The sequence below is a fragment of the Pseudomonas sp. PDM28 genome (genome assembly GCF_019219115.1).
GTDB lineage: Bacteria > Pseudomonadota > Gammaproteobacteria > Pseudomonadales > Pseudomonadaceae > Aquipseudomonas > Aquipseudomonas laurylsulfatiphila.
Genome location: NZ_JAHUWG010000003.1, coordinates 519,572 through 544,577, shown reverse-complemented (window position 1 = coordinate 544,577; position 25,006 = coordinate 519,572). Strand labels below are relative to the sequence as shown.

24 protein-coding genes are annotated in these 25,006 nt (G+C 60.2%); 8 read left to right on the top strand and 16 right to left on the bottom strand.

Translation table 11 applies throughout. The annotated features are described in order from the left end of the window. Positions 1-66 precede the first annotated feature (66 nt). The 12 genes from KW841_RS08945 to gcl all read right to left on the bottom strand — a co-directional run bounded on the left by KW841_RS08945 (position 67) and on the right by gcl (position 13,208). Positions 67-642, bottom strand: a complete 576-nt coding sequence (locus KW841_RS08945; RefSeq protein ID WP_218475324.1) for a PIN domain-containing protein — start codon at positions 640-642, stop codon at positions 67-69. After that, positions 639-1,106: a helix-turn-helix domain-containing protein gene (locus KW841_RS08940; RefSeq protein WP_218475322.1), complete on the bottom strand. Its 468-nt coding sequence runs from the start codon at positions 1,104-1,106 to the stop codon at positions 639-641. Before KW841_RS08940 ends, KW841_RS08945 begins: the two co-directional genes overlap by 4 nt. An 81-nt stretch (positions 1,107-1,187) precedes the next feature. Beyond that, entirely contained in the window at positions 1,188-2,075 is an 888-nt protein-coding gene (locus tag KW841_RS08935; RefSeq protein ID WP_218475319.1) for a LysR family transcriptional regulator, read from the bottom strand. A 46-nt stretch (positions 2,076-2,121) separates the two neighbouring features. Then, complete coding sequence (locus tag KW841_RS08930; RefSeq protein WP_218475316.1) at positions 2,122-3,327, bottom strand: MFS transporter; 1,206 nt, start codon at positions 3,325-3,327, stop codon at positions 2,122-2,124. Positions 3,328-3,572: 245 nt separating this feature from the next. After that, the gene (locus tag KW841_RS08925) at positions 3,573-4,568 is read right to left on the bottom strand and encodes a sulfate ABC transporter substrate-binding protein (RefSeq protein ID WP_217835968.1); all 996 of its coding nucleotides are present in this window, start codon (positions 4,566-4,568) and stop codon (positions 3,573-3,575) included. A gap of 93 nt (positions 4,569-4,661) precedes the next feature. Then, entirely contained in the window at positions 4,662-5,486 is an 825-nt protein-coding gene (locus tag KW841_RS08920) for an ion transporter (protein WP_218475314.1), read from the bottom strand. 21 nt (positions 5,487-5,507) lie between these two features. Next, complete coding sequence (locus KW841_RS08915) at positions 5,508-6,422, bottom strand: urea transporter (RefSeq protein WP_218475312.1); 915 nt, start codon at positions 6,420-6,422, stop codon at positions 5,508-5,510. 146 nt (positions 6,423-6,568) lie between these two features. Continuing rightward, complete coding sequence (gene pyk, locus KW841_RS08910) at positions 6,569-7,984, bottom strand: pyruvate kinase (RefSeq protein WP_007971417.1); 1,416 nt, start codon at positions 7,982-7,984, stop codon at positions 6,569-6,571. After that, positions 7,974-9,254, bottom strand: a complete 1,281-nt coding sequence (locus KW841_RS08905) for a glycerate kinase (protein ID WP_007971416.1) — start codon at positions 9,252-9,254, stop codon at positions 7,974-7,976. Before KW841_RS08905 ends, pyk begins: the two co-directional genes overlap by 11 nt. A gap of 170 nt (positions 9,255-9,424) precedes the next feature. Further along, positions 9,425-10,318, bottom strand: coding sequence for a 2-hydroxy-3-oxopropionate reductase (locus KW841_RS08900; RefSeq protein ID WP_095963879.1), 894 nt, complete (start codon positions 10,316-10,318; stop codon positions 9,425-9,427). Positions 10,319-10,474: 156 nt separating this feature from the next. Beyond that, entirely contained in the window at positions 10,475-11,257 is a 783-nt protein-coding gene (hyi, locus tag KW841_RS08895; RefSeq protein WP_007971414.1) for a hydroxypyruvate isomerase, read from the bottom strand. A 175-nt stretch (positions 11,258-11,432) separates the two neighbouring features. Further along, entirely contained in the window at positions 11,433-13,208 is a 1,776-nt protein-coding gene (gene gcl, locus KW841_RS08890) for a glyoxylate carboligase (protein ID WP_218475310.1), read from the bottom strand. A 268-nt stretch (positions 13,209-13,476) separates the two neighbouring features. On the opposite strand from gcl, the gene KW841_RS08885 reads away from it, so the two are divergent. Next, positions 13,477-13,917: a heme-binding protein gene (locus KW841_RS08885; RefSeq protein WP_218475308.1), complete on the top strand. Its 441-nt coding sequence runs from the start codon at positions 13,477-13,479 to the stop codon at positions 13,915-13,917. A 211-nt stretch (positions 13,918-14,128) separates the two neighbouring features. Continuing rightward, positions 14,129-14,587: a transposase gene (locus KW841_RS08880; RefSeq protein WP_126046716.1), complete on the top strand. Its 459-nt coding sequence runs from the start codon at positions 14,129-14,131 to the stop codon at positions 14,585-14,587. 128 nt (positions 14,588-14,715) lie between these two features. Here KW841_RS08880 and KW841_RS08875 read toward each other — a convergent pair whose 3' ends face one another. Continuing rightward, positions 14,716-15,321 (bottom strand): TetR/AcrR family transcriptional regulator, encoded by a 606-nt coding sequence (locus KW841_RS08875; RefSeq protein ID WP_218475305.1) that lies wholly within the window; start codon positions 15,319-15,321, stop codon positions 14,716-14,718. A gap of 134 nt (positions 15,322-15,455) precedes the next feature. Between KW841_RS08875 and KW841_RS08870 the strand changes: the two genes are divergently transcribed. Beyond that, positions 15,456-16,370, top strand: a complete 915-nt coding sequence (locus KW841_RS08870; RefSeq protein ID WP_218475303.1) for a DUF808 domain-containing protein — start codon at positions 15,456-15,458, stop codon at positions 16,368-16,370. A gap of 127 nt (positions 16,371-16,497) precedes the next feature. On the opposite strand, the gene KW841_RS08865 is transcribed toward KW841_RS08870, so the two are convergent. Next, positions 16,498-17,286, bottom strand: a complete 789-nt coding sequence (locus tag KW841_RS08865) for a VacJ family lipoprotein (protein ID WP_218475300.1) — start codon at positions 17,284-17,286, stop codon at positions 16,498-16,500. Continuing rightward, entirely contained in the window at positions 17,279-18,577 is a 1,299-nt protein-coding gene (locus KW841_RS08860) for a serine/threonine protein kinase (RefSeq protein ID WP_218475298.1), read from the bottom strand. Before KW841_RS08860 ends, KW841_RS08865 begins: the two co-directional genes overlap by 8 nt. Positions 18,578-18,802: 225 nt before the next feature. Between KW841_RS08860 and KW841_RS08855 the strand changes: the two genes are divergently transcribed. Beyond that, positions 18,803-19,171, top strand: a complete 369-nt coding sequence (locus tag KW841_RS08855) for a hypothetical protein (RefSeq protein WP_218475296.1) — start codon at positions 18,803-18,805, stop codon at positions 19,169-19,171. A 126-nt stretch (positions 19,172-19,297) separates the two neighbouring features. Here the strand turns inward: KW841_RS08855 and KW841_RS08850 are convergent, their stop codons facing one another. Then, on the bottom strand, positions 19,298-20,893 hold the full coding sequence (locus KW841_RS08850) for a beta (1-6) glucans synthase (protein WP_218475294.1): 1,596 nt from the start codon (positions 20,891-20,893) through the stop codon (positions 19,298-19,300). Positions 20,894-20,927: 34 nt separating this feature from the next. Here KW841_RS08850 and KW841_RS08845 point away from each other — a divergent pair, with 34 nt between their 5' ends. From KW841_RS08845 to KW841_RS08830, 4 genes are all read left to right on the top strand, one after another. Continuing rightward, positions 20,928-21,104 (top strand): hypothetical protein, encoded by a 177-nt coding sequence (locus tag KW841_RS08845; RefSeq protein WP_256357737.1) that lies wholly within the window; start codon positions 20,928-20,930, stop codon positions 21,102-21,104. Positions 21,105-21,181: 77 nt separating this feature from the next. Next, the gene (locus KW841_RS08840) at positions 21,182-22,033 is read left to right on the top strand and encodes a glycine betaine ABC transporter substrate-binding protein (RefSeq protein ID WP_218475290.1); all 852 of its coding nucleotides are present in this window, start codon (positions 21,182-21,184) and stop codon (positions 22,031-22,033) included. Between the two features lie 242 nt (positions 22,034-22,275). Beyond that, positions 22,276-22,587, top strand: a complete 312-nt coding sequence (locus KW841_RS08835; RefSeq protein WP_007971395.1) for a DUF485 domain-containing protein — start codon at positions 22,276-22,278, stop codon at positions 22,585-22,587. Next, positions 22,584-24,242 (top strand): cation acetate symporter, encoded by a 1,659-nt coding sequence (locus tag KW841_RS08830; protein ID WP_218475288.1) that lies wholly within the window; start codon positions 22,584-22,586, stop codon positions 24,240-24,242. Before KW841_RS08835 ends, KW841_RS08830 begins: the two co-directional genes overlap by 4 nt. The last annotated feature ends 764 nt before the right edge of the window (positions 24,243-25,006 follow it).

Here is a 25,006-nt window from a genome sequence, read left to right as displayed (position 1 = left end):
GTCGCCGGTGTTGACCCATGTCGGGCACTCCCTGGATGCGTGGTTGATAGAGCATCGTGGTGATTTTCAAAGCATTGCCCGGAAACTGTTCAATGCCTTGACCGACTGAACCAGGCCTTGACGTAACAATAGATCGAGATAAGTGTCAGTGTTCATCGGTGGGGCCTTCAGTTGCTTGCGCTGTCGTTGTGCCGCGGCGACCACTGCTGCCGGATCCAGGTCGAAAAGGTCATTGACGAACTCGTCGGGGTGCTGGGCCTCGATGCCATAAGGTTGCAGCGCGGTGCGGGGGAAGTCTTTCTGATTGAAGGTGACAATGACGCTGGCGTTGCTACGAATGGCAGCCGCCAGGCCATGTCGGTCATCCGCATCGGGCAGCGTCAGTCCCTGTATCAAAGCTTCGTATCCCGACACGCAGGCGTCGGGAATCGCCAGATCCATTAGCTCGCAGGTGCGATTCAATTGCGTGGCGTTGAGATCCGGGCGGTTTTTCAGCAGATTGCGTTTCCATTCATCGTGTATTGCCACTGACCATTTCGCCCTGAAAAGCCCGGAGAGCGCTAGCCACATCAGAAAGTCTCTCAAGGGCGCGGGGTAAAGCACGCAAGCGTCATATACAGCGGTAAATGAAGAGTGCCTCACTCGTATCCTGTCCTTAACGCCTGTGCCTGCTCGGCGAGAAGCAGCATTGCCTGCTCGCTGGCGGTGTCGCGCCGGTTTTTATAGTCCATCAAATCGGCAAAACGCACACGTCGGTGCTTGCCGGTTTTGTGGTAGGACAGTTCGCCGGATTCGAGCAGTTTGATCAGGTGTGGACGTGAGACATTGAGCAGGTCTGCCGCTTCTTGCGTAGTCAGTTCAGCGTGAACCGGGACTACTTTCACAGCGTTACCTGCTGCGAGTTCCGCCAGAATATCGACTAGCAAACGGAGCGCCGAGGTGGGCAGTTCGATGTTATGTGCTTCGTTCTGCTCATCGAATATCTGGATGTGCTGAGTTTCGAACTGGGTGGCGAGATAGGCAGCCAGGGTGCGTTGCCCCTCGATTGCGGCCTGTATTTCGTGTTTCGCAGGCAAATTGATTGGCGGATGAATGACGGTCGACATGACGGCTTCCAATTTCTGAATAATCGATTTCAGCAGGCTATTCGAATTAATCGAAAATCGCAATAAACGAAACCTATGGCTTCAAACCTCGTTCTTCAACAACCCCTGCACATACTCCACAAACGCCCGAGCCTTGGTGCTGGCCATCCTGCCTGTAGGGAACACAGCCCACAGGTCCTGGTTCGGCAATGCCCAGTCCTTCATCACTTCCCGGACCGAACCGTCGGCCAGTTCTGGCGCAAACATCCATTGCGAGGCCATGGTCAGTCCTTGATGGGCCAGCACGGCTTCACGCAGGCCTTCGGCGGCGTTGACACGGATCCGGCCGCTGACGATCACCGATTGCTTCTCGCCGGCCTTGTTGAATTGCCAATTTGCGCCGTCACCGAGGGTGTAGACGATTGCCTGATGCTTGGACAGGTCGGCGGGGCAGGTGGGGTCGCCGTGTTTTTCGAAGTACGCTGGCGTACCCAGTACCATGCGCCGACATTCGGCGATCTTGCGCGCGGTCAGACCCGAGTCGCTCAACACGCCCATGCGCAGGGCGATATCGACGCCTTCTTCCACCAGATTAACGTTGCGATCGTCGAGCATCAGGTCGATGTTCAGCTCCGGGTGTTGCGCCAGGAAGGGGCCCAGGTGCGGAACGATGTGCAGCCGACCGAAGGTGACCGGCGCGCAGATACGCAGGTTGCCACTCAGCCCACTGGCGGAACCGCGTGCGGCGTTGTCGGCCTCGTCGGCTTCTTCGATGGCACGCTTGGCCCGTTCGAAAAAGGCCAGCCCGGCCTCGGTAGGCGTCAGGCCGCGGGTCGAGCGCAGCAACAACCGCACCGCCAGACGTGATTCGAGTTGCGCGATTGTTTTCGACACGGCCGGTTGGCCGATGCTCAGGCGTCGTGCCGCGGCGGAAAACGAGCCGGTTTCCACCACGTAGACGAAGGTTTCCATTGCGCCGAGGCGGTCCATTGAGGGTCCTTGTGCCAAATCTTGAGGATGTCGCAAGTCAACGGTTTTAAGCCGTCGCCAACGATGCCTTCGGCGAAACACTCAGGAACCGCAACAACGCCAGCAGCGGAAACGCGCTGCCGACAATCACGATCCACAACCAGCCGCCCTGTTCGTACACTGCGCTGGCCACCGAAGAGCCGAAGGCGCCGCCGATGAAGATGCTGGTCATGTACAGCGCATTCAGGCGGCTGCGGCTTTTGCCGTCGAGGGCGTACACCGCACGCTGGCCGAGGACCATGTTCATCTGCACGCAGAAATCGAGCACCACGCCGGTCACGGCCAGGCCGATGACGCTGTAGGCCGGATGGATGAACGCCGGCATAAAACTCAGGCTGGCGAACAGCAGGGCCAGCAACGACGCGATGCGGGTGTGGCCGGCATCGGCCAGGCGTCCGGCGATCGGGGCGGCGATGGCGCCGATGGCCCCGACCAGGGCGAAAATCGCGATTTCGCTTTGCGACAAACCGTGATTGCGCGCCAGCTCCAGCGGCACGGCGGTCCAGAACAGGCTGAAAGTGGCAAACATGCAGCCCTGGTAAAACGCCCGCTGACGCAGCACCGGTTGCTTGCGCAACAGCGTCCACAGCGAGCCCAGCAACTGGCCATAGGAGGCGCTGTGATCGGGCTCACGCTTGGGAATGGTCACGGCCAGCACGATGCTGATGGCCGCCATCAACACCGCGGCAATCACAAACATCGCGCGCCAGCCGAAGTGATCGGCCACCACACTGGACACGGGCCGGGCCAGCAGAATGCCGAGCAGCAAACCGCCCATGATCCCGCCCACCACACGGCCACGGGTTTCCTCCGGCGCCAGGTGTGCGGCCAGTGGAATCAGGATCTGCACCGAAACCGAGCTGAACCCCACCAACAGCGAAATCAGCAGGAACACGTTCGGCTGATCGGTGAACGCCGCACCCAGCAGGCTGGCAATCGCCACCAGGGTGGTGATGATCATCAACCGGCGGTTCTCCAGCAGATCCCCCAGCGGCACCAGGAAAAACAGCCCCAGTGCATAGCCGATCTGGGTCAGGGAAACGATCAGGCTGGCCATGGTGTTGCTCAGGCCGATGTCCGGGGCGATCAGGCCGATGATCGGCTGGGCGTAGTAGATGTTGGCGACAATGGCGCCGCAGCAGAAAGCGAACAGCAGCACCATGCCTCGGGTCATTGTCGCGGTGTCGCGGGGCGCCTGGGTCGCTGGGTTCATAACGGGTCTCGCTGTACGGAAAGGAATGCGCGCAGGCTAACGGCCTGACTGAAACGGCGGAAGCGGGATTGGAGTGATAGCTATCATTCCATTGCGGAATGACTGGCGGACGCGTGTGTCGTCCGCCGAATGGCCTTGCCTGTAGGAGCGAGCCTGCTCGCGATGGAGTCACGGTCAACGCGTTTATTCAGAAAAAACGCATTATCGTTGACGTCCATCGCGAGCAAGCTCGCTCCTACAGGTGTTTATTGCGCATAAATCTGGTCGAAAACCCCGCCATCGTTAAAGTGGGTCTTCTGCACGGTACGCCAGTCACCGAAGGTCTTCTCGACGGACAGGAAGTCCACTTTCGGGAAACGGTCGGTGTACTTGGCCAGCACGGCCGGGTCACGCGGGCGCAGGTAATTGGCGGCAGCGATCTCCTGGCCTTGCGGCGACCACAGGTACTTCAGGTATTCCTCGGCGGCGGCGCGGGTGCCTTTCTTGTCGACGGTCTTGTCGACCACCGACACCGGTGGCTCGGCTTCGGCGGAAACGCTTGGGTAGATGACTTCGAACTGGTCACGGCCGAACTCGCGGGCGATCATTTCCGCTTCGTTCTCGAAGGTCACCAGCACGTCGCCGATCTGGTTGGTCATGAAGGTGGTGGTGGCGGCGCGGCCACCGGTATCGAGTACTGGCGCTTGCTTGAACAGCTTGCCGACGAAGTCTTTGGCCTTGTTCTCGTCACCGCCGTTTTTCAGCACGTAACCCCAGGCCGAGAGGTAGGTGTAGCGACCGTTCCCCGAAGTCTTCGGGTTCGGCACGATGACTTGCACGCCATCCTTGAGCAGGTCCGGCCAGTCTTTCAGGGCTTTCGGGTTGCCCTTGCGCACGATGAACACGGTGGCCGAGGTGAATGGCGCGCTGTTGTTCGGCAGGCGCGTGACCCAGTTCTCCGGAACCAGTTTGCCGTTGTCCGCCAGGGCATTGATGTCGGTGGCCATGTTCATGGTGATGACATCCGCCGGCAGACCGTCGATCACCGAGCGCGCCTGTTTGCTGGAGCCGCCGAAGGACATCTGCAGGGTGATGTTTTCGTTGTGCTCGGCTTGCCAGTGTTTCTGGAACGCAGTGTTGTAGTCCTTGTAGAAATCGCGCATCACGTCGTAGGAAACGTTGAGCAGCGTCGGTGCAGCCTGGGCGATGTTGCCCAGGGCCAGGCCAGCGGCGAGAAGTGAGGCGCCAAAGAGTTTTTTCACTGCGCAATCCTTGTTCTATATAAAAGATGGGGCATTTTGCCAGCGACTATAACCGTGCTCGCATAGACCTTTAAAGATTAAAAAGCTCTTTGCTTATTCCAGTTTTTTGAACAGTGCATTGCCGCAACGGGAGCAGAATGCAGCACCGTGTTCGTGGCTGTTTTTCTTGCACACCGGACAGTCGTGTTGAAGCTGATCGCCGCGCATGGCGTTGGCCAGTTCAGCAGTGAAAATCCCGGTTGGCACGGCGATGATCGAGTAACCGGTGATCATCACCAGCGACGAAACAACCTGGCCCAGCGGCGTCTTTGGCACGATGTCGCCGAAGCCCACGGTGGTCAGTGTCACGATAGCCCAATAGATGCCTTTGGGAATGCTGGTGAAGCCGTGTTCCGGGCCTTCAATCACATACATCAGCGTGCCGAATACCGTCACCAGTGTGCAGACGCTGACCAGGAACACCACGATTTTCTGCTTGCTGCCGCGCAGCGCCGACATCAGGTAGTTGGCTTGCTTGAGATAAGGGCTGAGCTTGAGTACGCGGAAAATCCGCAGCATGCGGATGATCCGGATAATCAGCAGATACTGCGCATCGGCGTAATACAGCGCGAGGATGCCGGGCACAATGGCCAGCAGGTCCACCAGTCCGTAAAAGCTGAAGGCGTAACGCAGGGGTTTGGGCGAGCAGTACAGGCGCAGGATGTACTCGCCGAGGAAGATCACCGTGAAGCCCCACTCGATATAGGCGAGTACATCGGCGTAGTTGCGGTGAATGCTGTCGATGCTGTCGAGCATCACGATCACCAGGCTGGCGAGGATGATCAGCAGCAGGATGCCGTCGAAGCGCCGACCCGCCTGGGTGTCGGTCTGGAAAATCATGACGTAAAGGTCTTCACGCCAGTGTTTGTTGCTGTCCATGGATAACGCCTGACTCGATGATCAGCGCAGCCTAGGTTGATTCTCCCCGGTAGCGCAAGGCGCGCTTTCGACCCGGGCTTTGCCGAGCATCTGAACAACCGTGCGGATCAGCCAGCAGCCAAGAATGAACGGCGCGGTCAGCGTGGGCAGACCAATGGCGGCAAACACCGGCGTCAGCAACAGCGCCAGGCCGATGCCAACCAGCGGCAGCCACGGTTGGCGACGCTGCGAGCTGAAGGCGAGGGCGGCGAGTACGGCGTTGTAGCCGCCGAGACCCAGCAGTGCGGTGTAGAAGTCGTGCTGCAGCAGGCTCCAGCCCATGCCCGCGACAGACGCCAACAACGCCCAGCAGAAGGCGCGGCGATCAGCGATCAGCAAACCGGCGGCAATCATCACACCGGCCAGCGGATGACCGAGGAACATCACCTGGCCGATGCCTTTGAAAGGGGCGGCGAGCATGTTCAGGGTGCTGACCTCGATCAAGTGCGCCTCTGTCGAGGGCGTGGCGAAGCACAGCAACACCCAGCTCAGCACCACGAATGGCGTGGTGTAGGCGGGGAGGTATTGGCTGAGGCGGACGCGCTTGAGCCACTGCTGGGTGAACATCGCGCTCAGGCCACCGGCGGCCAGAATCAGCGGCGGCATCATCGCCGACCAAGGGAAGTACAGGCTCAGCAATAGACCGAGCAGAACGCCGTTGTAGCTGAACAACCCGGCCTGACGGTCAGCCTTGGCGTAGTTGCGACGTTGCGCGGTGAACAACCCGGCGACACCGCCGAGCAAGGCGCCGCCCAGCAAGGCGGGCGCAGTGAACAGAATGGCCAACAGACACAGCAGGCCGCACAGCGGATTACGCTGGAGAAAGATCTGGCTGAAGCCGTTGAGCAAGGCTTCGGCCCAGTCGGGGCAGTGGGTGTTGAAGTGATTGGCAGGCATGGCAGTTCTGAAAGTCAGTGAAACCGAGTTGCCTGCATCGCGAGCAAGCTCGCTCCCACATTGAGTCTTTGCTCAGTCATTGTATTTGTGCCGTACACAAATCAACTGTGGGAGCGAGCTTGCTCGCGATGAGGCCGGTATGGGCGCTAGATCAATGTCTCGATACGCAGAGAGTTAGTCGATCCCGGCTGCCCAAAGGGCACACCGGCGGTGATCAATAAGGTGTCGCCACGCTGCGCCATGCCTTGGGCCTGGGCGATCTCCAGCGCTGTGGAGCAGACTTCATCGACCTGGCGCAGGCGATCGTTGACCACCGAGTGCACACCCCAGGCCACGCTCAGGCGACGGGCGGTCTGCAGGTTCGGCGTCAGGTTGAGGATCGGCACGGTCGGCCGCTCCCGCGCCGCACGCAGGCTCGACGCGCCGGATTCGCTGTAATTGACCAGCACCGCCACCGGCAGCACGTTGCTGATACGGCGAATGGCGCAGCTGATCGCGTCGGAAACGGTGGCTTCGGCTTTCGGTCGGCTGACGTCGAGTTGAGTCTGGTAGTCCGGACCGTTTTCCACCTGGCGGATGATCTTGCTCATCATCTGCACGGCTTCGAGCGGGTATTCGCCGGACGCGGTTTCCGCCGACAGCATCACCGCGTCCGCCCCTTCGGCCACGGCGTTGGCGACGTCTGTGACTTCGGCGCGGGTGGGCGCCGGCGAGAAGCGCATCGACTCCAGCATCTGCGTGGCCACCACCACCGGTTTGCCGAGCTGACGGCAGGTGCTGATGATGTTCTTCTGGATCTGCGGCACGCTTTCGGCCGGCACTTCTACGCCCAGGTCACCCCGGGCGACCATGATCGCATCGCTCAATTCGGCGATCTCGCGCAGTTGTTCGACAGCTGAGGGTTTCTCGATCTTGGCCATCAGGAAGGCCTTGTCGCCGATCAGGCTGCGGGCTTCGCGGATGTCGTCGGGACGTTGCACGAACGACAGCGCGACCCAGTCCACGCCCAGCTCCAGACCGAAGGTCAGGTCGCGGCGATCCTTGGCGGTCAGCGGGCTCAGGTCGAGCACCGCTTGCGGTACGTTCACGCCTTTGCGGTCCGACAGTTCGCCGCCATTGAGCACGGTGGTGTCGATGGCGTCGGCGTATTTGGTCACGACCCGCAGGCGCAACTTGCCGTCGTCCAGCAGCAGGTCCATGCCCGGCTCCAGCGCGGCGATGATTTCCGGGTGGGGCAGGTTGACCCGGCGCTCATCGCCCGGCGTGGCGTCGAGGTCCAGGCGCAAGGCCTGGCCGCGTACCAGTTGCACCTTGCCTTCGGCGAACTTTCCGACCCGCAGTTTCGGGCCTTGCAGGTCCATCAGGATGCCCAATGGATAATTCAGTTGGCGCTCGACTTCACGAATCCACTGGAAACGCTGGGCGTGGTCGGCGTGATCGCCATGGCTGAAGTTCAGGCGGAAGATATTGACCCCGGCCAGCACCAGCTCACGGATGTCGTCGATGCCGTCGATGGCCGGGCCGAGCGTGGCGAGGATTTTGACCTTTTTGTCAGGCGTCATGTTTAGTGCTCTCAAGGATCAGAATGGCGCGGAAGTCGTTGACGTTGGTTCGGGTCGGCTCGGTGACGATCAGGGCGTCGAGCGCCTCGAAGTAGCCGTAGCCATTGTTGTTGTCCAACTCGTCGCTGGCGCTCAGGCCCTTTGCGGCGGCGCGGGCGTAGCTGTCCGGGGTCATGATTGCGCCGGCGTTGTCTTCCGAGCCGTCGATGCCGTCGGTGTCACCGGCCAGTGCGTAGACGCCGGGCAGGCCTTTGAGGCTGTCGGTCAGGCTCAGCAGGAACTCGGCGTTGCGCCCGCCGCGGCCATTGCCGCGCACGGTGACGGTGGTTTCGCCGCCCGAGAGAATCACGCAGGGCGCCGCCAGCGGCTGACCGTGCAGGACGATCTGTCGCGCGATGCCTGCGTGGACCTTCGCCACCTCGCGGGATTCGCCTTCGAGGTCGCCGAGGATCAGCGGGCTGAACCCGGCCTGACGGCATTTCACTGCCGCCGCTTCAAGGGATTGCTGCGGACGGGCGATCAATTGGAAGTGACTGCGTGCCAGGCTCGGATCGCCGGGTTTGACGGTTTCCGACTCGGGGCTTTGCAGCCAGGTGCGCACCGAAGCCGGAACCTCGATGGCATAACGCTTGAGGATCGCCAGGGCTTCGGCCGAGGTGCTCGGGTCGGCCACGGTAGGGCCGGAGGCGATGACCGTGGCCAGATCGCCCGGTACATCGGAAATCGCATAGGTGTAGACAGTGGCCGGCCAACAGGCTTTGCCCAGGCGGCCGCCCTTGATCGCCGAGAGGTGCTTGCGCACGCAGTTCATCTCGCCGATGGTCGCGCCGGACTTGAGCAGGGCTTTGTTGATCGACTGCTTGTCCGCCAGGGTGATGCCTTCGGCCGGCAGTGCCAGAAGGGCAGAGCCACCACCGGAGAGCAGGAAGATCACGCGGTCGGATTCGTTGAGGTCGCTGACCAGTTCCAGCACACGCTTGGCCACGGCCAGGCCGGCAGCGTCCGGTACCGGGTGCGCGGCTTCGACCACTTCGATTTTTTCGCAAGGGGCGCCGTGACCGTAACGGGTCACCACCAGGCCTGACACTTCGCCCTGCCAGCAACGCTCGACCACCTGGGCCATGGCGGCTGCGGCTTTGCCGGCGCCGATGACGATCACGCGACCGCTGCGGTCGGCAGGCAGATGGGCTTCGAGGACTTGTTGCGGATGCGCCGCGTCGATGGCTGTGGCAAACAGCTCGCGCAGCAATTGTTGCGGATCGACCGACATGGCGGGCTCCCGGAATTCTTGTTATTGGGATAAGACGACAGCAGGTGTTGCGACTCGGTCCTGTGGGAGTTGGCTTGCCAGCGATTCAGGCGCCGCGGTCATTCAGGAAAACCGCATCGATGCCATCGCGGGCAAGCCCGCTCCCACAGGGAGCGAGCCAGAGGCGCAGATTATTTTTTGTCGCGAATCGAGAAGTTCGCCATGTGTTCCAGGCCCTTGATCAGCGCCGAGTGATCCCAGTTGCTGCCACCGATGGCCGCGCAGGTGCTGAACACTTGCTGGGTGTTGGCGGTGTTCGGCAGGTTGATGTTCAGCTCCTTGGCGCCTTGCAGGGCCAGGTTCAGGTCCTTCTGGTGCAGGCTGATGCGGAAGCCAGGATCGAAGGTGCCCTTGATCATGCGCTCGCCGTGCACTTCGAGGATCTTCGAGGAAGCGAAACCGCCCATCAGCGCTTCACGCACCTTGGCTGGGTCGGCGCCGTTTTTCGAAGCGAACAGCAGGGCTTCGGCCACCGCCTGGATGTTCAGGGCCACGATGATCTGGTTGGCCACCTTGGCGGTTTGACCGTCGCCGTTGCCACCGACCAGGGTGATGTTCTTGCCCATGGCCTGGAACAGCGGCAGGGCGCGTTCGAAGGCGTCGGCATCGCCGCCGACCATGATGCTCAGGGTCGCCGCCTTGGCGCCGACTTCACCACCGGAGACCGGGGCGTCGAGGTATTGCGCGCCTTTTTCGTTGATCTTCGCGGCGAAAGCCTTGGTGGCGGTCGGCGAGATCGAGCTCATGTCGATCACTACTTTGCCTTTGCCCACGCCGGCAGCGATACCGTCGGCACGGAACAGCACGTCATCGACCTGCGGGGTATCCGGCACCATGACGATGATGAATTCAGCTTCCTGGGCGACTTCTTTCGGGTTCGCCAGAGCAACGGCGCCAGCGGCGACCAGGTCGGCAGGAGCGGCGTCGTGGTGCGCCGACAGGAACAGGCTGTGACCGGCTTTCTGCAGGTTCAACGCCATTGGGTGGCCCATGATGCCGGTGCCGATAAATCCGATTTTAGCCATGAGAAAATCCTCTTGTTTTTGTTGCTGCTTCAAGCAAATAGGGGAGTGCTGCTTTTATGTGGGAGCGAGCTTGCTCGCGATGGGGCCATAACATTCAGCATTGAGTTGACTGTCCCACCGCTATCGCGAGCAAGCTCGCTCCCACAGGGATTTGTGTTAGATCGCGTTATGGGTTTTGAGCCAGCCCAGGCCCGCTTCCGTGGTGGTCAGCGGCTTGTATTCGCAACCGACCCAGCCCTGGTAGCCGATGCGGTCCAGGTGTTCGAACAGGAAGCGGTAGTTGATTTCACCGGTGCCTGGTTCGTTGCGTCCCGGGTTGTCCGCGAGCTGCACATGGTTGATCTCGCCCAGGTGCGATTGCAGGGTGCGGGCCAGGTCGCCTTCCATGATTTGCATGTGGTAGATGTCGTATTGCAGGAACAGGTTGGCGCTGCCGACCTGCTCGCGAATCGACAGGGCTTGCGCCGTGTTGTTCAGGTAGAAACCTGGAATGTCACGGGTGTTGATCGCTTCCATCACCAGCTTGATGCCCGCCGCTTGCAGCTTGTCGGCCGCGTACTTGAGGTTGGCGACGAAGGTTTTCTCCACGGTGGCATCGTCAAAGCCCTGCGGCCGGATACCGGCCAGGCAGTTGACCTGGGTGTTGCCCAGCACTTGCGCGTAGGCGATGGCCAGATCGACACCGGCACGGAACTCCTCAACCCGGTCCGGCAGGCACGCGATACCGCGCTCGCCTTTGGCCCAGTCACCGGCCGGCAGGTTGAACAGCACTTGGGTCAGACCGTTGGCGTCGAGCTTGGCCTTGATTTCGGCGGAGCTGAAGTCGTACGGGAACAGGTACTCGACACCACTGAAGCCGGCTTTGGCGGCCGCTTCGAAACGGGCAAGAAAGTCCTGTTCGGTGAACAGCATGGACAGGTTGGCTGCGAAACGCGGCATGGTGGTCTCCTGTAAATTTTGTGAGGATCCCCTTGTGGGAGCGAGCCATGTGGCGAGGGAGCTTGCTCCCGCTGGGGCGCGAAGCGGCCCCAAAAGCTCTACGACTGCTTCGCAGCCGAGCGGGAGCAAGCTCCCTCGCCACATAGCCCGCTCCCACAGGGAGAGCGGTCAGCAGTTAGTCGAGCAGCGAAATCGCAGTCGGTGCGTCGTTGCCGACCAGCGCCAGGTCTTCGAATTCGTTGACGGCGTTGATCTCGGTGCCCATGGAAATGTTGGTCACGCGCTCCAGGATGATCTCGACGATCACCGGCACCCTGAACTCTTCGATCAGTTCCTGAGCCTTGCGCAGGGCAGGCTGGATCTGAGCCGGTTCGAATACGCGCAGTGCCTTGCAGCCGAGGCCTTCGGCCACCGCGACGTGGTCCACACCGTAGCCGTTGAGTTCAGGCGCGTTCAGGTTGTCGAAGGACAGCTGCACGCAGTAGTCCATGTCGAAACCGCGTTGCGCCTGGCGGATCAGGCCCAGGTACGAGTTGTTCACGACAACATGGATGTACGGCAGCTTGAACTGCGCGCCCACCGCCAATTCCTCGATCATGAACTGGAAGTCATAGTCCCCCGAAAGGGCCACGACTTTACGGTTCGGATCAGCCTTGACCACACCCAGCGCTGCCGGAATGGTCCAGCCCAGAGGGCCTGCCTGACCGCAGTTGATCCAGTGGCGCGGCTTGTAGACGTGCAGGAACTGCGCGCCGGCAATTTGCGACAGACCGATGGTGCTGACGTAGCAGGTGTCCTTGCCGAACACCTGGTTCATTTCTTCGTAAACGCGTTGCGGCTTGACCGGTACGTTGTCGAAGTGAGTCTTGCGCTGCAGGCTGGCTTTACGCTGCTGGCAGTCTTGCAGCCAGGCGCTGCGGTTTTTCAGCTTGCCGGCGGCTTGCCATTCGCGAGCGACTTCGATGAACACGGTCAGCGCGGCAGCGGCGTCGGACACGATGCCCAGGTCCGGGGTGAACACGCGGCCGATCTGAGTGCCTTCGATGTCGACGTGGATGAACTTGCGGCCTTCGGTGTAGACATCAACCGAACCGGTGTGACGGTTGGCCCAACGGTTACCGATGCCCAGCACCACGTCCGACTTGAGCATGGTTGCGTTGCCGTAGCGGTGCGAGGTCTGCAAGCCAACCATGCCCACCATCAGTGGGTGATCGTCTGGAATGGTGCCCCAGCCCATCAGGGTCGGGATCACTGGAATGCCGGTCAGCTCGGCGAACTCCACCAGCAGGTCGCTGGCGTCGGCGTTGATGATGCCGCCACCGGCGACCAGCAATGGACGCTCGGCCTGATCCAGCAAGGCCAGGGCCTTCTCGACCTGAACGCGGCTAGCGGTCGGCTTGGCCAGCGGCAGTGGCTGGTAAGCGTCGATGTCGAATTCGATTTCCGCCATTTGAACGTCGAACGGCAGGTCGATCAGCACCGGGCCTGGACGGCCGGAGCGCATTTCATAGAAGGCTTTCTGGAACGCGTAAGGCACCTGGCCCGGTTCCAGAACGGTGGTCGCCCACTTGGTGACTGGCTTGACGATGCTGGTGATGTCGACAGCCTGGAAGTCTTCCTTGTGCATACGGGCGCGGGGTGCTTGCCCTGTGATGCAGAGGATTGGAATCGAGTCGGCCGAGGCGCTGTAGAGCCCGGTGACCATGTCGGTGCCGGCCGGGCCGGAAGTGCCGATGCACACGCCGATGTTGCCGGCCTTGGTGCGGGTGTAGCCCTCGGCCATGTGCGAGGCGCCTTCAACGTGGCGAGCGAGTACGTGATCGATGCCGCCGACCTTTTGCAGGGCGGAGTACAGCGGGTTGATGGCGGCACCCGGGATGCCAAAAGCGGTATCGACCCCTTCACGGCGCATCACCAGAACGGCGGCTTCGATTGCTCTCATTTTGCTCATGGTTTTGTGCCTCTTTACGTTTTGTAATTGTATACAAGTGGCTTTGCGCAGAGTGTATTCACGGCGGACGGCGCAGGTCAATCCATTTTCTCAAGCGCTTGTTTCATTCGTCGGAAGCCCGTTCTACTGTGGCTTTTCGTCGCATGTGGCGCCTTTCGATAATTATTGTATACAAAAAAATAATTCATTGTGTTCTATTTGTTGCATCGGGCTGCGGCACAAAAGCGCAGCCCCACGACTTTCCCTATAACAAAATGAGGACGGCACCATGAGCGCTTTAACCTTGAAAGTCGCAGTCAACCTGGTCAACGAGGCCATCAACGCAGGGCGTGCAATCTCTGCGGCACCCTTGACCATCGCGGTACTGGATGCCGGCGGGCATCTGATCACCCTGCAACGCGAAGACGGCGCCAGCCTGCTGCGCCCGCACGTCGCCATCGGCAAGGCCTGGGGCGCCATCGCGCTGGGCAAGGGCTCACGCCTGCTGGCGCTGGACGCCCAGCAACGCCCGGCGTTTATCGCCGCGTTGAACAGCCTGGGGCAGGGCAGCGTCGTGCCGGCACCGGGTGGTGTGCTGGTGCGGGATCAGGACGGGAATGTGCTGGGAGCAGTAGGGATCAGCGGCGATCTGTCGGATGTTGACGAGCAGTGCGCGATCAATGCCATCGAGGCGTTGGGGTTGGTGGCGGATGCGGGGGTGGCGGCTTGATCTTCTGCGTTTGAGCTAATGCCATCGCGAGCAGGCTCGCTCCTACAATGATCGAAGGTGCTCACATATTTTATGTGCACCATCAGACCCTGTGGGAGCGGGCTTGCCCGCGATGGCTATCGACGGGACACATCCAGCTAAAAGTCTGCATTACCCCCCAGTATTTCCAGGGCTAGCCTTCTCATGACTTCATCTTGAGAGTGGCAAAGGAATGTCCGACTCACCTGCTTCACATCGCCTGCGCACGGGTCGCTATGCCGAACCCAATCGAATCTATTTGCTGACCACCAACACTCTGGATCGCGAGCCGATTTTTGCCGACTTCGCTTTGGGCAGATTGGTGGTTCATCAATTTCGCCGTGCACAAGATGGCGGATTGGCAAAAACATTGGCTTGGGTCGTCATGCCCGACCATTTTCATTGGCTGGTCGAATTGGAAAACTGCTCGCTAAGAAAGCTGATGCGCCAGACCAAATCCCTGATTACGAGGGAGGTGAATCTTTCGAGTAGTAGAAGCGGGCCGCTTTGGCAGCAGGGTTATCACGACCGGGCGTTGAGGCGGGAGGAGGACTTGGTGAAGTTGGCCCGGTATGTCGTGGCAAATCCACTGCGGGCCGGACTTGTTGAAAAACTTGGCGACTATCCGCTGTGGGATGCTATCTGGGTTTGAGTCAGCACAGAGTTGCCTTCATCGCTGGCAAGCCAGCTCCCACAGAGATTTGTGTCGTTCACGGATTTTGAATTCAACACAGAAACCTGTGGGAGCTGGCTTGCCAGCGATGGCCACACCGCGGTCGTTCAGCCCGGCTCACACCCCTTCAACACCAACCGGATAATCGTCTGCGCCGCCGCTTCGTAATCTTCTTCATCCAGCCTGGCCTTGCCGGTGATGGCGGTGATCTGCCAGTCGAAGTCGGCGTAGGTCTGGGTGGCGGCCCAGATGCTGAACATCAGGTGGTTGGGGTCGATGGGGGCGATTTGTCCGCGGTCGATCCAGGTCTGGATGCACTCGATGTTGTGTTTGGCCTGGCCATTGAGCTGTTCGACCAGGTCGGTGCTCAGGTGGGGCGCGCCGTGCATGATTTCGCTGGCGAACACCTTGGAGGCGAAAGGCAGGTCGCGGGAGATGCGGATTTTCGAGCGAATGTAGCCGCTGAGCACTTCGCCGGGTTCGCCGTCCGGATTGAACGGTGTCGAAGCCTGCAGGATCGGCTCGATGATGCTTTCCAGGACCTCGCGGTAGAGGTTTTCCTTGGATTTGAAGTAGTAGTAGACGTTGGGCTTGGGCAATCCCGCCTTGGCTGCGATGTCGCTGGTTTTGGTCGCAGCGAAGCCTTTGTCGGCGAATTCCTCACTGGCGGCACGCAGGATCAGTTGTTTGTTGCGCTCGCGGATAGTGCTCATAAACCCGGTGATTCCTTGCCTGTTCTGGCGGTTGCGCATGGTATCACCGGCCTCGCGCGGCGCTCAAGAATGCACCGCAGCCCGTGATGCCGCGCTATGCTGCTGCGCATTCATTGCAGAAGGAAACAAGATTCATGGCAGGAAGCAGTTTGCTGGTACTGATCGACGACATCGCGGCCGTGCTGGATGACGTCTCATTGATGACCCAAATGGCCGCCAAGAAAACGGCCGGCGTACTCGGTGACGACCTGGCACTCAATGCCCAGCAAGTCAGCGGCGTGCGGGCCGAGCGGGAAATCCCGGTGGTCTGGGCGGTCGCCAAGGGTTCGTTCACCAATAAATTGATCCTGGTGCCGTCGGCGTTGGCGATCAGTGCGTTCATTCCGTGGCTGGTCACACCGCTGTTGATGGTCGGCGGCGCTTATCTGTGCTTTGAAGGCTTTGAAAAACTCGCCCACAAGTTCCTGCACAGCAAGGCCGAAGACGCCGTCGAGCATGCGCAGTTGGTCGAGGCGGTGGCCGACCCTGCCACTGACCTGGTGGCGTTCGAGAAGGACAAGATCAAAGGCGCGATCCGCACCGACTTCATTCTTTCGGCGGAAATCATCGCCATTACCTTGGGCACCGTGGCCGGTGCGCCATTGACCCAGCAAATCATCGTGCTTTCAGGCATTGCCATTGTCATGACGGTCGGCGTGTACGGATTGGTGGCGGGTATCGTCAAGCTCGACGACCTTGGCCTGTGGTTGACCCAAAAACCCGGGCAGATGGCGAAAAGCATCGGCGGCGGAATTCTGCGTGCGGCACCGTACATGATGAAGAGCCTGTCGGTGATCGGCACGGCGGCGATGTTCCTGGTCGGCGGCGGGATTCTCACGCACGGTGTGCCGGTGGTGCATCACTGGATCGAAAGTGTCGGTGCAGCGGCAGGCAGTGGCGGATTTATCGTGCCGGTGTTGCTCAATGGCGTGGCGGGGATTGTGGCGGGGGCGGTGGTCTTGGTTGGGGTTATGACTGTCGGCAAGATCTGGAAAGCCCTGAAAGGCTGAAGACAACGCTAAACAAATGTGGGAGCGGGCTTGCTCGCGAATAGGGTGTGTCAGTCACCAAAAAGGTTATCTGACACACCCTATTCGCGAGCAAGCCCGCTCCCACAGTGTTTTTCGGCTATCGGAATTACTCGGCGATCTGCAACTTGCGCGCTTCGGTATACACGTAACGCACTTTCTCGTACTCGAACGGTGAGTTCAGTTGGCCATAACGGAAGGTGGTCTGGTTGCGCTTGTCGATGCCGCGCAGGATCCAGACTTCCGGATGATTGGAGCTGACTTCGGCCACGTTGAGGTAGTTGATCGCATTCTCTGCTGTGTAATCCACCAGCAGGCCGCCGGTATCACGCAGGTTCGACGGACCGAGGATCGGCAGGACGAAGTAGGCGCCGCCCGGAACACCATAGAAGCCCAGGGTCTGGCCGAAGTCTTCGCTCTGGCGTGGCAGGCCCATGGCGGTGGCCGGATCCCACAGGCCGGCGATGCCGATGGTGGTGTTGAGCAGCAGTCGCCCGGTGGTTTCCAGTGAGCGCTGGCCCTTGAGTTGCAGCAGGCTGTTCAACAGGTTCGGCACATCGCCGAGGTTGTTGAAGAAGTTGCTGACGCCGGTGCGCAGGAAGCTCGGGGTGACGTAGCGGTAACCATTGACCACTGGCAGGAATACCCATTGGTCGAAGCGGTAGTTGAAGTGGTAGACGCGCCGGTTCCACTCTTCCAGCGGATCGTAGACGGCCAGTGCGCTGAGCGTCGAACGCTCGAATTCGCGCTGGTCCAGGCCCGGGTTGAACTTGAGTTTGCTCAGCGGCTCCTTGAAGCCGTCACTGTCGACGACCACGGGAGCGTTGGCCTTGCTGTTGTCGGCTTGCGCGACGCCTGCACAGAGTAACGCTGCGAAAAGCAGGAGGTATTTAGCCACGGAAGAACTCCAGCATGGCGTCGCTGTTGACGCGGTAGTTAATGTTGCCGCAGTGGCCCCCGTGCGGGTAAACGGTCAGGCGATCACCGAAGGTCTTGCGCAGGAAGCCCAGGTCGCCAGGACCGAGGATCACGTCGTCGGCGTTGTGCATGACGGCGATTTTCGGGCTTTCGTGCAGATAGTCCTTCAGCGCGTACAGGCTCACTTGGTCAATCAGTTGCAGCAGGCTGCCGCCGTCGGTTCGAGCGCGCCACATGGGGATGACTTGTTCGGTGATGTAGCAGTCGAAGTCGCATTGCAGCGCACGCTTGAGGAATGGCGTGAGGCTGGTGCCTTCGGTGATCGGGAACTTGGGCGGGGTGATCAGGCCGCGACGGTTGATCAGGTCCGAGGTAAAGGCAATGTCGGCCGCCGAGAAGCGGAACGAGGTGCCGATCAGCATGGCCATCTGTTCGTTGGTCAGGTGCTGCTTGGACTGCTGGAAGTCGTAGAGCAGGGCATCGTTGAGGTCGATGTAGCCCTTCTGCTGGAAGTAGCGGGTCAGTTTGTTCAGAACCAGTTCATAGAACGTGGTGCTGGTGTTGATGCCCTTGACCTCGGTCTGGACCAGCTTGTCGAGGTTGGTGATCGAGGTGTAGAGGTTGACTGGCGGGTTGAGCAGCAGGACTTTCTTGAAGTTGAAGCTGCGGCGGGTTTCGTCCAGGTGCGCGACGAAAGCGGCATCCAGTGCCCCCAGGCTATACCCGGTCAGGTAGTAGTCGGTGACCGGTACTTTCGGGTTCTGTGCCCGCACGGCCTGCATTACCCGGTACAGATCTTCGGCGTCTTCCTTGGAAACACCCGGCGTGGCGAAGCGCGAGGCGGCACTGATGAAGTCGTAGCTGGTGGGCGATGACAACTGCACCACGTGGTAGCCGGCTTTGTAATAGAGCTTCTTCAGGTATTCGTTCAGGCTGCTGTCATAGCGCGCACCGGTGCCGGCGATCAGGAAAATCAGCGGCGCGGCGTGATCTTGCGTGGCAATGCGGTAGTCGAGTTTCTTGACTGCCCAGAAATTGTCCGGCAATTCGAACGCCCGTTCCGGACGCAAGGTGACGCTGCGCACGGTCTGATCGATGTCATCGTCCAGGGGGAGCTCCGGACGCAGGTCCGGCGGCGTGGTCGCAATGGTCGCCTCGAACGGGTTGGTCAGGGGGTAGCCATAACTGGCGGCGTCAACGTCGACCGCCAGTGCGGACGCACTCAGTATAAGGCCGCCAAACAGGGCGGCGAAGCGCAAGGAGCGGAGCATGACTAAATCCCTTAGAAGAAGGTGTCAAATGAATTTCGCAGGCTATGACCACCGGATACGCGCCAAAGTGCCAAGCCTCGGCACCAAACAGGCCTGATTTCGAAGTTATAGTAGCTGGACGATACACTTTGCAGCGATTGAATGCCCAGTTAACAGTTGTTATAGCTTGCGAAACGTTCAAGGGCGATTAAGCTGGCCGCCGTTTTTCGCCAATTGGAGTGTTTCATGTCCCGCCGCCTGCCCGTGATCCTGCTGCTTGTTTTGCTGCCTGTATGGTTGGCCGCCAGTTATGGCGCGCGTTATGGCTTCATGGAGGATGCGCAGTGGGTCGGCATTTGCGTGGATGAGGCAAGCCGTTGGGAATGCCAGGTGCGTTCGAATCTGGGCCTGATGATTCACTTCGGGGTTCTGGGCTGGGGCGCCTTGGCTGCTGCCGTGATCGGCTTTGTGTTGTCCGGGCGTGCGGGGTGGTGGTTGGCAGTGCTGGCGCTGGTGCTCGGTTTTCCGGCGTTGGCCTTGTACAACACGACGTTGGCGGTGTTGGCGGTGGTGATTGCCGGGTTGCGGTTGGTCAGGGCTTCCCGCAGCGCCTGATAGTCCGCTATCGCGAGCAAGCTCGCTCCCACAGTGGATCTTCAGTGAACACAAAATCCGTGTGCGACAAAGATCAATTGTGGGAGCGAGCTTGCTCGCGATGAGGCCAGTCGGGTCAATGCAACATCAAGCTGTGCGAACCCGCAAGCAGCGCCACAACGCAACCACCATCAACACACTCGCCAGCGCCCAGCCCCAGGCCTGCTGGTTCAGCAAACCTTCACGAAACAGTTGCGGTGCGATACCGGCGCCAATGATGAAGGTCAGCAGGGCGATTTCCCGGCGCGGCACGCTCACCGGGCGGCACAGGTAGACCAGCGCCGGCACGATGAACGCCACGCTCGGGAAGCTGCGATAGCGCGGGTCGAATACCAGTTCCAGCATCATCACGGCCACCGCGAAACCTGCCGTTGCAACCAGCCAGCCAGCACGGCGCTCCAGTAAATCGAAAGCCTGCCCGCGCCACCCGTCACGCGGACTCAGCGCCAGTGCTGCATGGGCCAGCACCAGCAGATTCAGCACGGTCAGCAACCCGACCCACAGCCATTCACTGGTGAAGCGAGTGGTGACGCGTGCCAGGTCGCCCCAGGCGCCAATCGAGCAAGCCGCCAATGCGCCGAGCAGTGGCAGCACCAGTGCCGCGCGCGTCGTGCGAACCCGGCCGCCAAGCAGCAGGGTGCCGATAAAGATCAGGCCGCCCACTGCCAGCCATTGCGACCAGTACGGGACGTTTGTCACTGGCCCGGCCAGCACGCCCTTGTCCTGGCGATTGGCATCGAACAGTCCCCAGTAGCCGCCGACTGCGCCTTCACTGGCGCGCTTCCATGGCTGGTCGAAGGCTTCGATCAGGTTGTAATGCCAGCCTTGCTGCTCGGCCATGGCGACAAAACCACGTATGAATTTGGCTTCATTGACCCGGCTCGGCAGGGCAGTTTCGCGTTGGCGGCCTTCGCTGGGCCAGCCGGTTTCGCCGATCAGTATGTCCTTGGGTGCGAACTTGTTGCCGAACACCTGACGCACTTCGGCCACATGTTGCAGGGCGGCGTCGATGTTCGATGGATCGTCCTCCCAGTACGGCAGCAAATGGATGGTCAGGAAGTCCACGGCAGGGGCAATTTCAGGGTGCTTGAGCCAGAACTCCCAGACGTCGGCATAGGTGACGGGCTGTTTGACCTGGCTCTTGACCTTGTTGATCAGCCTCGCCAATTGCGCACCGGTGACTTCCTTGCGCAGCAGGGTTTCGTTGCCTACGATCACTGCGCTGACCACATCCGGGTTGGCGTTGGCCGAAGCGATCAGCAGGTCGACTTCTTTTTCCGTGTCCACCGGGTTGCTGTTGACCCAGGCGCCGATCATCAACTTCAAGCCGTGCTTGCGTGCAAGGTCCGGCAGGGCTTCAAGGCCGGTCATGGAATAGGTGCGGATGCATTCGAAGCTTTTTGACAGCAGTGCGAGGTCGGCATCCATACGTTCGGGACGCAGGTTGAATGGCACATCGAACGGCGACTGATCCTTGTCAAACGGTGTATAGGATGCGCATTGCAGCTTGTGCGTGGCGCTGGCCGCGTCCGGCAGGATCACCGGTTTGCCGAGGCCGTACCAGAAGCCGCCAAGGGCAAACAGCCCGAGCAGGCAAGCGAATAGATAAGCAGCAAAGGGGAAGCGGTATGTCGCGGACATGGTCAGGCCGTGTGGGAGCAAAGCGGCGCATGTTACCTGCATTTACCGCGTGCTTGGTGGCCTGCATGATTTTGACATGCAAAGTTCGGGCGGTTTGGCAGGTGCGTTTCCCGTGGTCAGGATTAATGGCTTTCTGATGTCGTTTCTCGATGCCTTGAGGTCGCTGGCAGAGCAGGTCGCGATGAGCGTCAGGTTGATCATCGAAGGCGTCAGTACTCCGCTGATGTCGGGACGAGTTTGCTGTGAGGCGTGATGGGGGCGCTGTGCACCACAACAATACGTTTAAGCGACTCGGCATCCGTCGAGCGCAGCACTTTCGGGGAAGTAACGATGAAGATGCGACGACTCTTGGGCGCAGGTGCCGCTTTGGTGCTGGCGATCAGTTCTACCGTGGCCAGTGCCGCCGGGAAGGAAGTGACTATCGGTTACGTCGACGGCTGGTCGGACAGCGTTGCCACGACCAACGTGGCCGCCGAAGTGATCAGGCAGAAACTCGGTTATGACGTGAAGCTGCAAGCCGTTGCCACCGGGATCATGTGGCAGGGCGTGGCGACCGGTAAACTCGACGCCATGCTGTCGGCCTGGCTGCCGGTGACCCACGGCGAATACTGGACGAAGAACAAGGATCAGGTCGTCGATTACGGCCCGAACTTCAAGGACGCAAAAATCGGATTGATCGTGCCGGAGTACGTCAAAGCCAAGTCGATCGAGGACCTGAAAACCGACGACACCTTCAAGAATCGTATCGTCGGCATCGACGCCGGCTCAGGCGTGATGCTCAAGACCGATCAAGCCATCAAGGACTACGACCTGACCGGTTATCAACTCAAGGCCAGTTCCGGCGCGGGCATGATTGCCGAGCTGACCCGTGCCGAGAAGAAAAACGAATCCATCGCCGTCACCGGCTGGGTACCGCACTGGATGTTCGCCAAGTGGAAACTGCGCTTCCTCGAAGATCCGAAAGGCGTGTATGGCGCGGCAGAAACCGTGAACAACATCGGCAGCAAAGGGCTTGAGGCCAAGGCACCGGAAGTGGCCAAGTTCCTGAAGAACTTCCAGTGGGAATCCAAGGATGAAATCGGCCAGGTGATGCTGGCTATTCAGGACGGTGCCAAACCTGAAGCCGCGGCGAAGGACTGGATCGCCAAGCACCCTGAGCGCGTGGCTGACTGGACCAAGTAATAACAAAGAGCACGCTTGACCCTGTGGGAGCGAGCCTGCTCGCGAAGCGTTCTGTCAGTTGACTGAGTTGTCGGCTGATCAGACGCCTTCGCGAGCAGGCTCGCTCCCACAGTTGTTTGGCGCATGCTGGAAATTGGCGAATCTGTCATATGGTTCTAAGACTAAGGTCGTCTGGAACCTGCCCCGCAGCCGCATAGAGTGGATACCGTTCCACTTCAATCTGTGCTGCGAGGATAAAAACAATGAACGACAGCATTTACCTCTCGATTCAAAACAGCCCGCGCTTCAAGGAGCTGGTTAGCAAGAGGGAACGATTCGCCTGGATTCTTTCGGCGATCATGCTAGGGCTTTACTCCGGATTCATTCTTCTGATTGCTTATGGGCCGCAGGTGCTGGGGGCGAAAATCAACCCTGAGTCCTCGATTACCTGGGGCATACCGATTGGCGTCGGGCTGATTGTCTCGGCCTTCGTCCTGACCGGTATCTACGTACGCCGTGCCAATGGCGAATTTGACGACCTGAACAATGCGATTCTCAAGGAGGCTCAGCAATGATCCGCCGTCTAATGGCTCTTTTGAGCATCGCTGCTTTCGCACCTGGCGCCTGGGCGGCTGACGCCCTGACCGGTGCCGTGCAAAAGCAACCGCTTAACGTGTCGGCAATCCTGATGTTTGTCGCCTTCGTCGGTGCCACCCTGTGCATCACCTACTGGGCTTCCAAGCGTAATAATTCGGCAGCCGACTACTACGCCGCTGGCGGCAAGATCACCGGGTTCCAGAACGGCCTGGCGATTGCCGGTGACTACATGTCGGCCGCTTCCTTCCTGGGTATTTCCGCGCTGGTGTTCGCTTCAGGCTACGACGGGCTGATCTATTCGATCGGCTTCCTGGTGGGCTGGCCGATCATTCTGTTCCTGATCGCCGAGCGCCTGCGCAACCTGGGCAAGTACACATTTGCCGACGTGGCGTCCTACCGCCTGGGGCAAACCCAGATCCGTTCACTGTCCGCCTGCGGTTCGCTGGTGGTGGTGGCGTTCTACCTGATCGCGCAGATGGTCGGTGCGGGCAAGCTGATCCAGTTGCTGTTCGGCCTCGACTACCATGTCGCGGTGATTCTGGTGGGCGTGCTGATGTGCCTTTATGTGTTGTTCGGCGGCATGCTGGCGACCACCTGGGTGCAAATCATCAAGGCGGTTCTGCTGCTGTCCGGTGCTTCCTTCATGGCGCTGATGGTGATGAAACACGTCAACTTCGACTTCAACATGCTGTTTTCCGAGGCGATCAAGGTTCACCCTAAAGGTGAGGCGATCATGAGTCCGGGCGGTCTGGTGAAAGATCCGGTCTCGGCGTTCTCCCTCGGCCTGGCACTGATGTTCGGTACAGCGGGTCTGCCGCACATCCTGATGCGCTTCTTCACCGTGAGTGATGCAAAGGAAGCTCGCAAGAGTGTGCTGTATGCAACCGGTTTCATTGGCTACTTCTACATCCTGACCTTCATCATCGGTTTCGGCGCGATCCTGCTGGTCAGCACCAACCCGGCCTTCAAAGACGCGGCCGGCGCGTTGCTCGGCGGTAACAACATGGCGGCGGTGCACCTGGCCAATGCGGTCGGTGGCAGCATCTTCCTGGGCTTCATCTCGGCGGTGGCGTTCGCGACCATCCTGGCGGTAGTGGCTGGCCTGACCCTGGCGGGTGCTTCGGCGGTGTCCCACGACCTGTATGCCAGTGTGATCAAGAAGGGCAAGGCCAACGAGAAGGATGAGATTCGTATTTCGAAGATCACCACCATTGCCTTGGCTGTGTTGGCCATCGTTCTTGGCATTCTGTTCGAAAGCCAGAACATCGCGTTCATGGTGGGCCTGGCGTTCTCCATCGCGGCGAGCTGCAACTTCCCGGTACTGCTGCTTTCCATGTACTGGAAAAAGCTGACCACTCGCGGTGCGATGATCGGCGGCTGGATGGGTCTGATCAGTGCAGTGGGCCTGATGGTCCTTGGTCCGACCATCTGGGTGCAGATCCTGCATCACGAGAAGGCTATCTTCCCGTATGAGTACCCGGCGTTGTTCTCGATGATGATTGCCTTTGTCGGGATCTGGTTCTTCTCGGTCACTGACAAGTCGACTGCGGCTGACAATGAGCGGGCGCTGTTCTTCCCGCAGTTTGTTCGTTCGCAGACTGGGTTGGGGGCGAGCGGGGCGGTTTCGCACTAAGGCTTCAACGCTTTACATCTAAGTTGCGCTGACATTGAATGCCCCGATCGAGAGATCGGGGCATTTTTGTTGGGCGATTACCGACCGGAATTTGTCGGGTGTGCTCGATCCTGTGGGAGCGGGCTTGCTCGCGAAGGCGGCCTGACGGCCGACCTGTCTCTTGTTGACCGTGTACATATCCATTGTTGCGGTAACGGCGGCTTACGGTTTCGCCCTTACGGCGACTCACTTTTTTACAGGCGCCTAAAAAAGTAAGCAAAAAACGCTCGCCCCTTACGTACGGCCCCTCGCCTAGGCTCGGGGTTCCTTCGCTCCGGTATTCATCAGGGCGCATCGCCTCCGGTCTGCTTCGCGACGACCTCCTCTCGATGTGTTCGACTTCGTCGAACGGCGCTGCGCGCCTGCCCCCTGATGAACACCTCCGCTCAGCCTTCCGAGGGGGCGGGTGGATCAAGATCAAGAGCGGCAGGCGAGCTAACGCTCGGCCTGATGAGTGGTGAAGAGCGAAGATGTACGCCGACCTGCCTTTGCTCTTCTGTGGGAGCGAGCTTGCTCGCGATGGCGGCCTGTCAGCCGACCGAAATCTCGCGGATCCAAGCCAGCAAACAGGCCGGCCGGTAGGCCGCCTCGGACGCTGTTGCGGTGTACGCCCCCTCGTGAGGCCGAGCGCAGGTTCTGTGCAGTGGGCAACCCGGCAAGGATGCCGGGTTAGCCGCCCCCGGCCATGGATGGCCGATGGCGGCGGGCCCACGGAGCAGGACCGG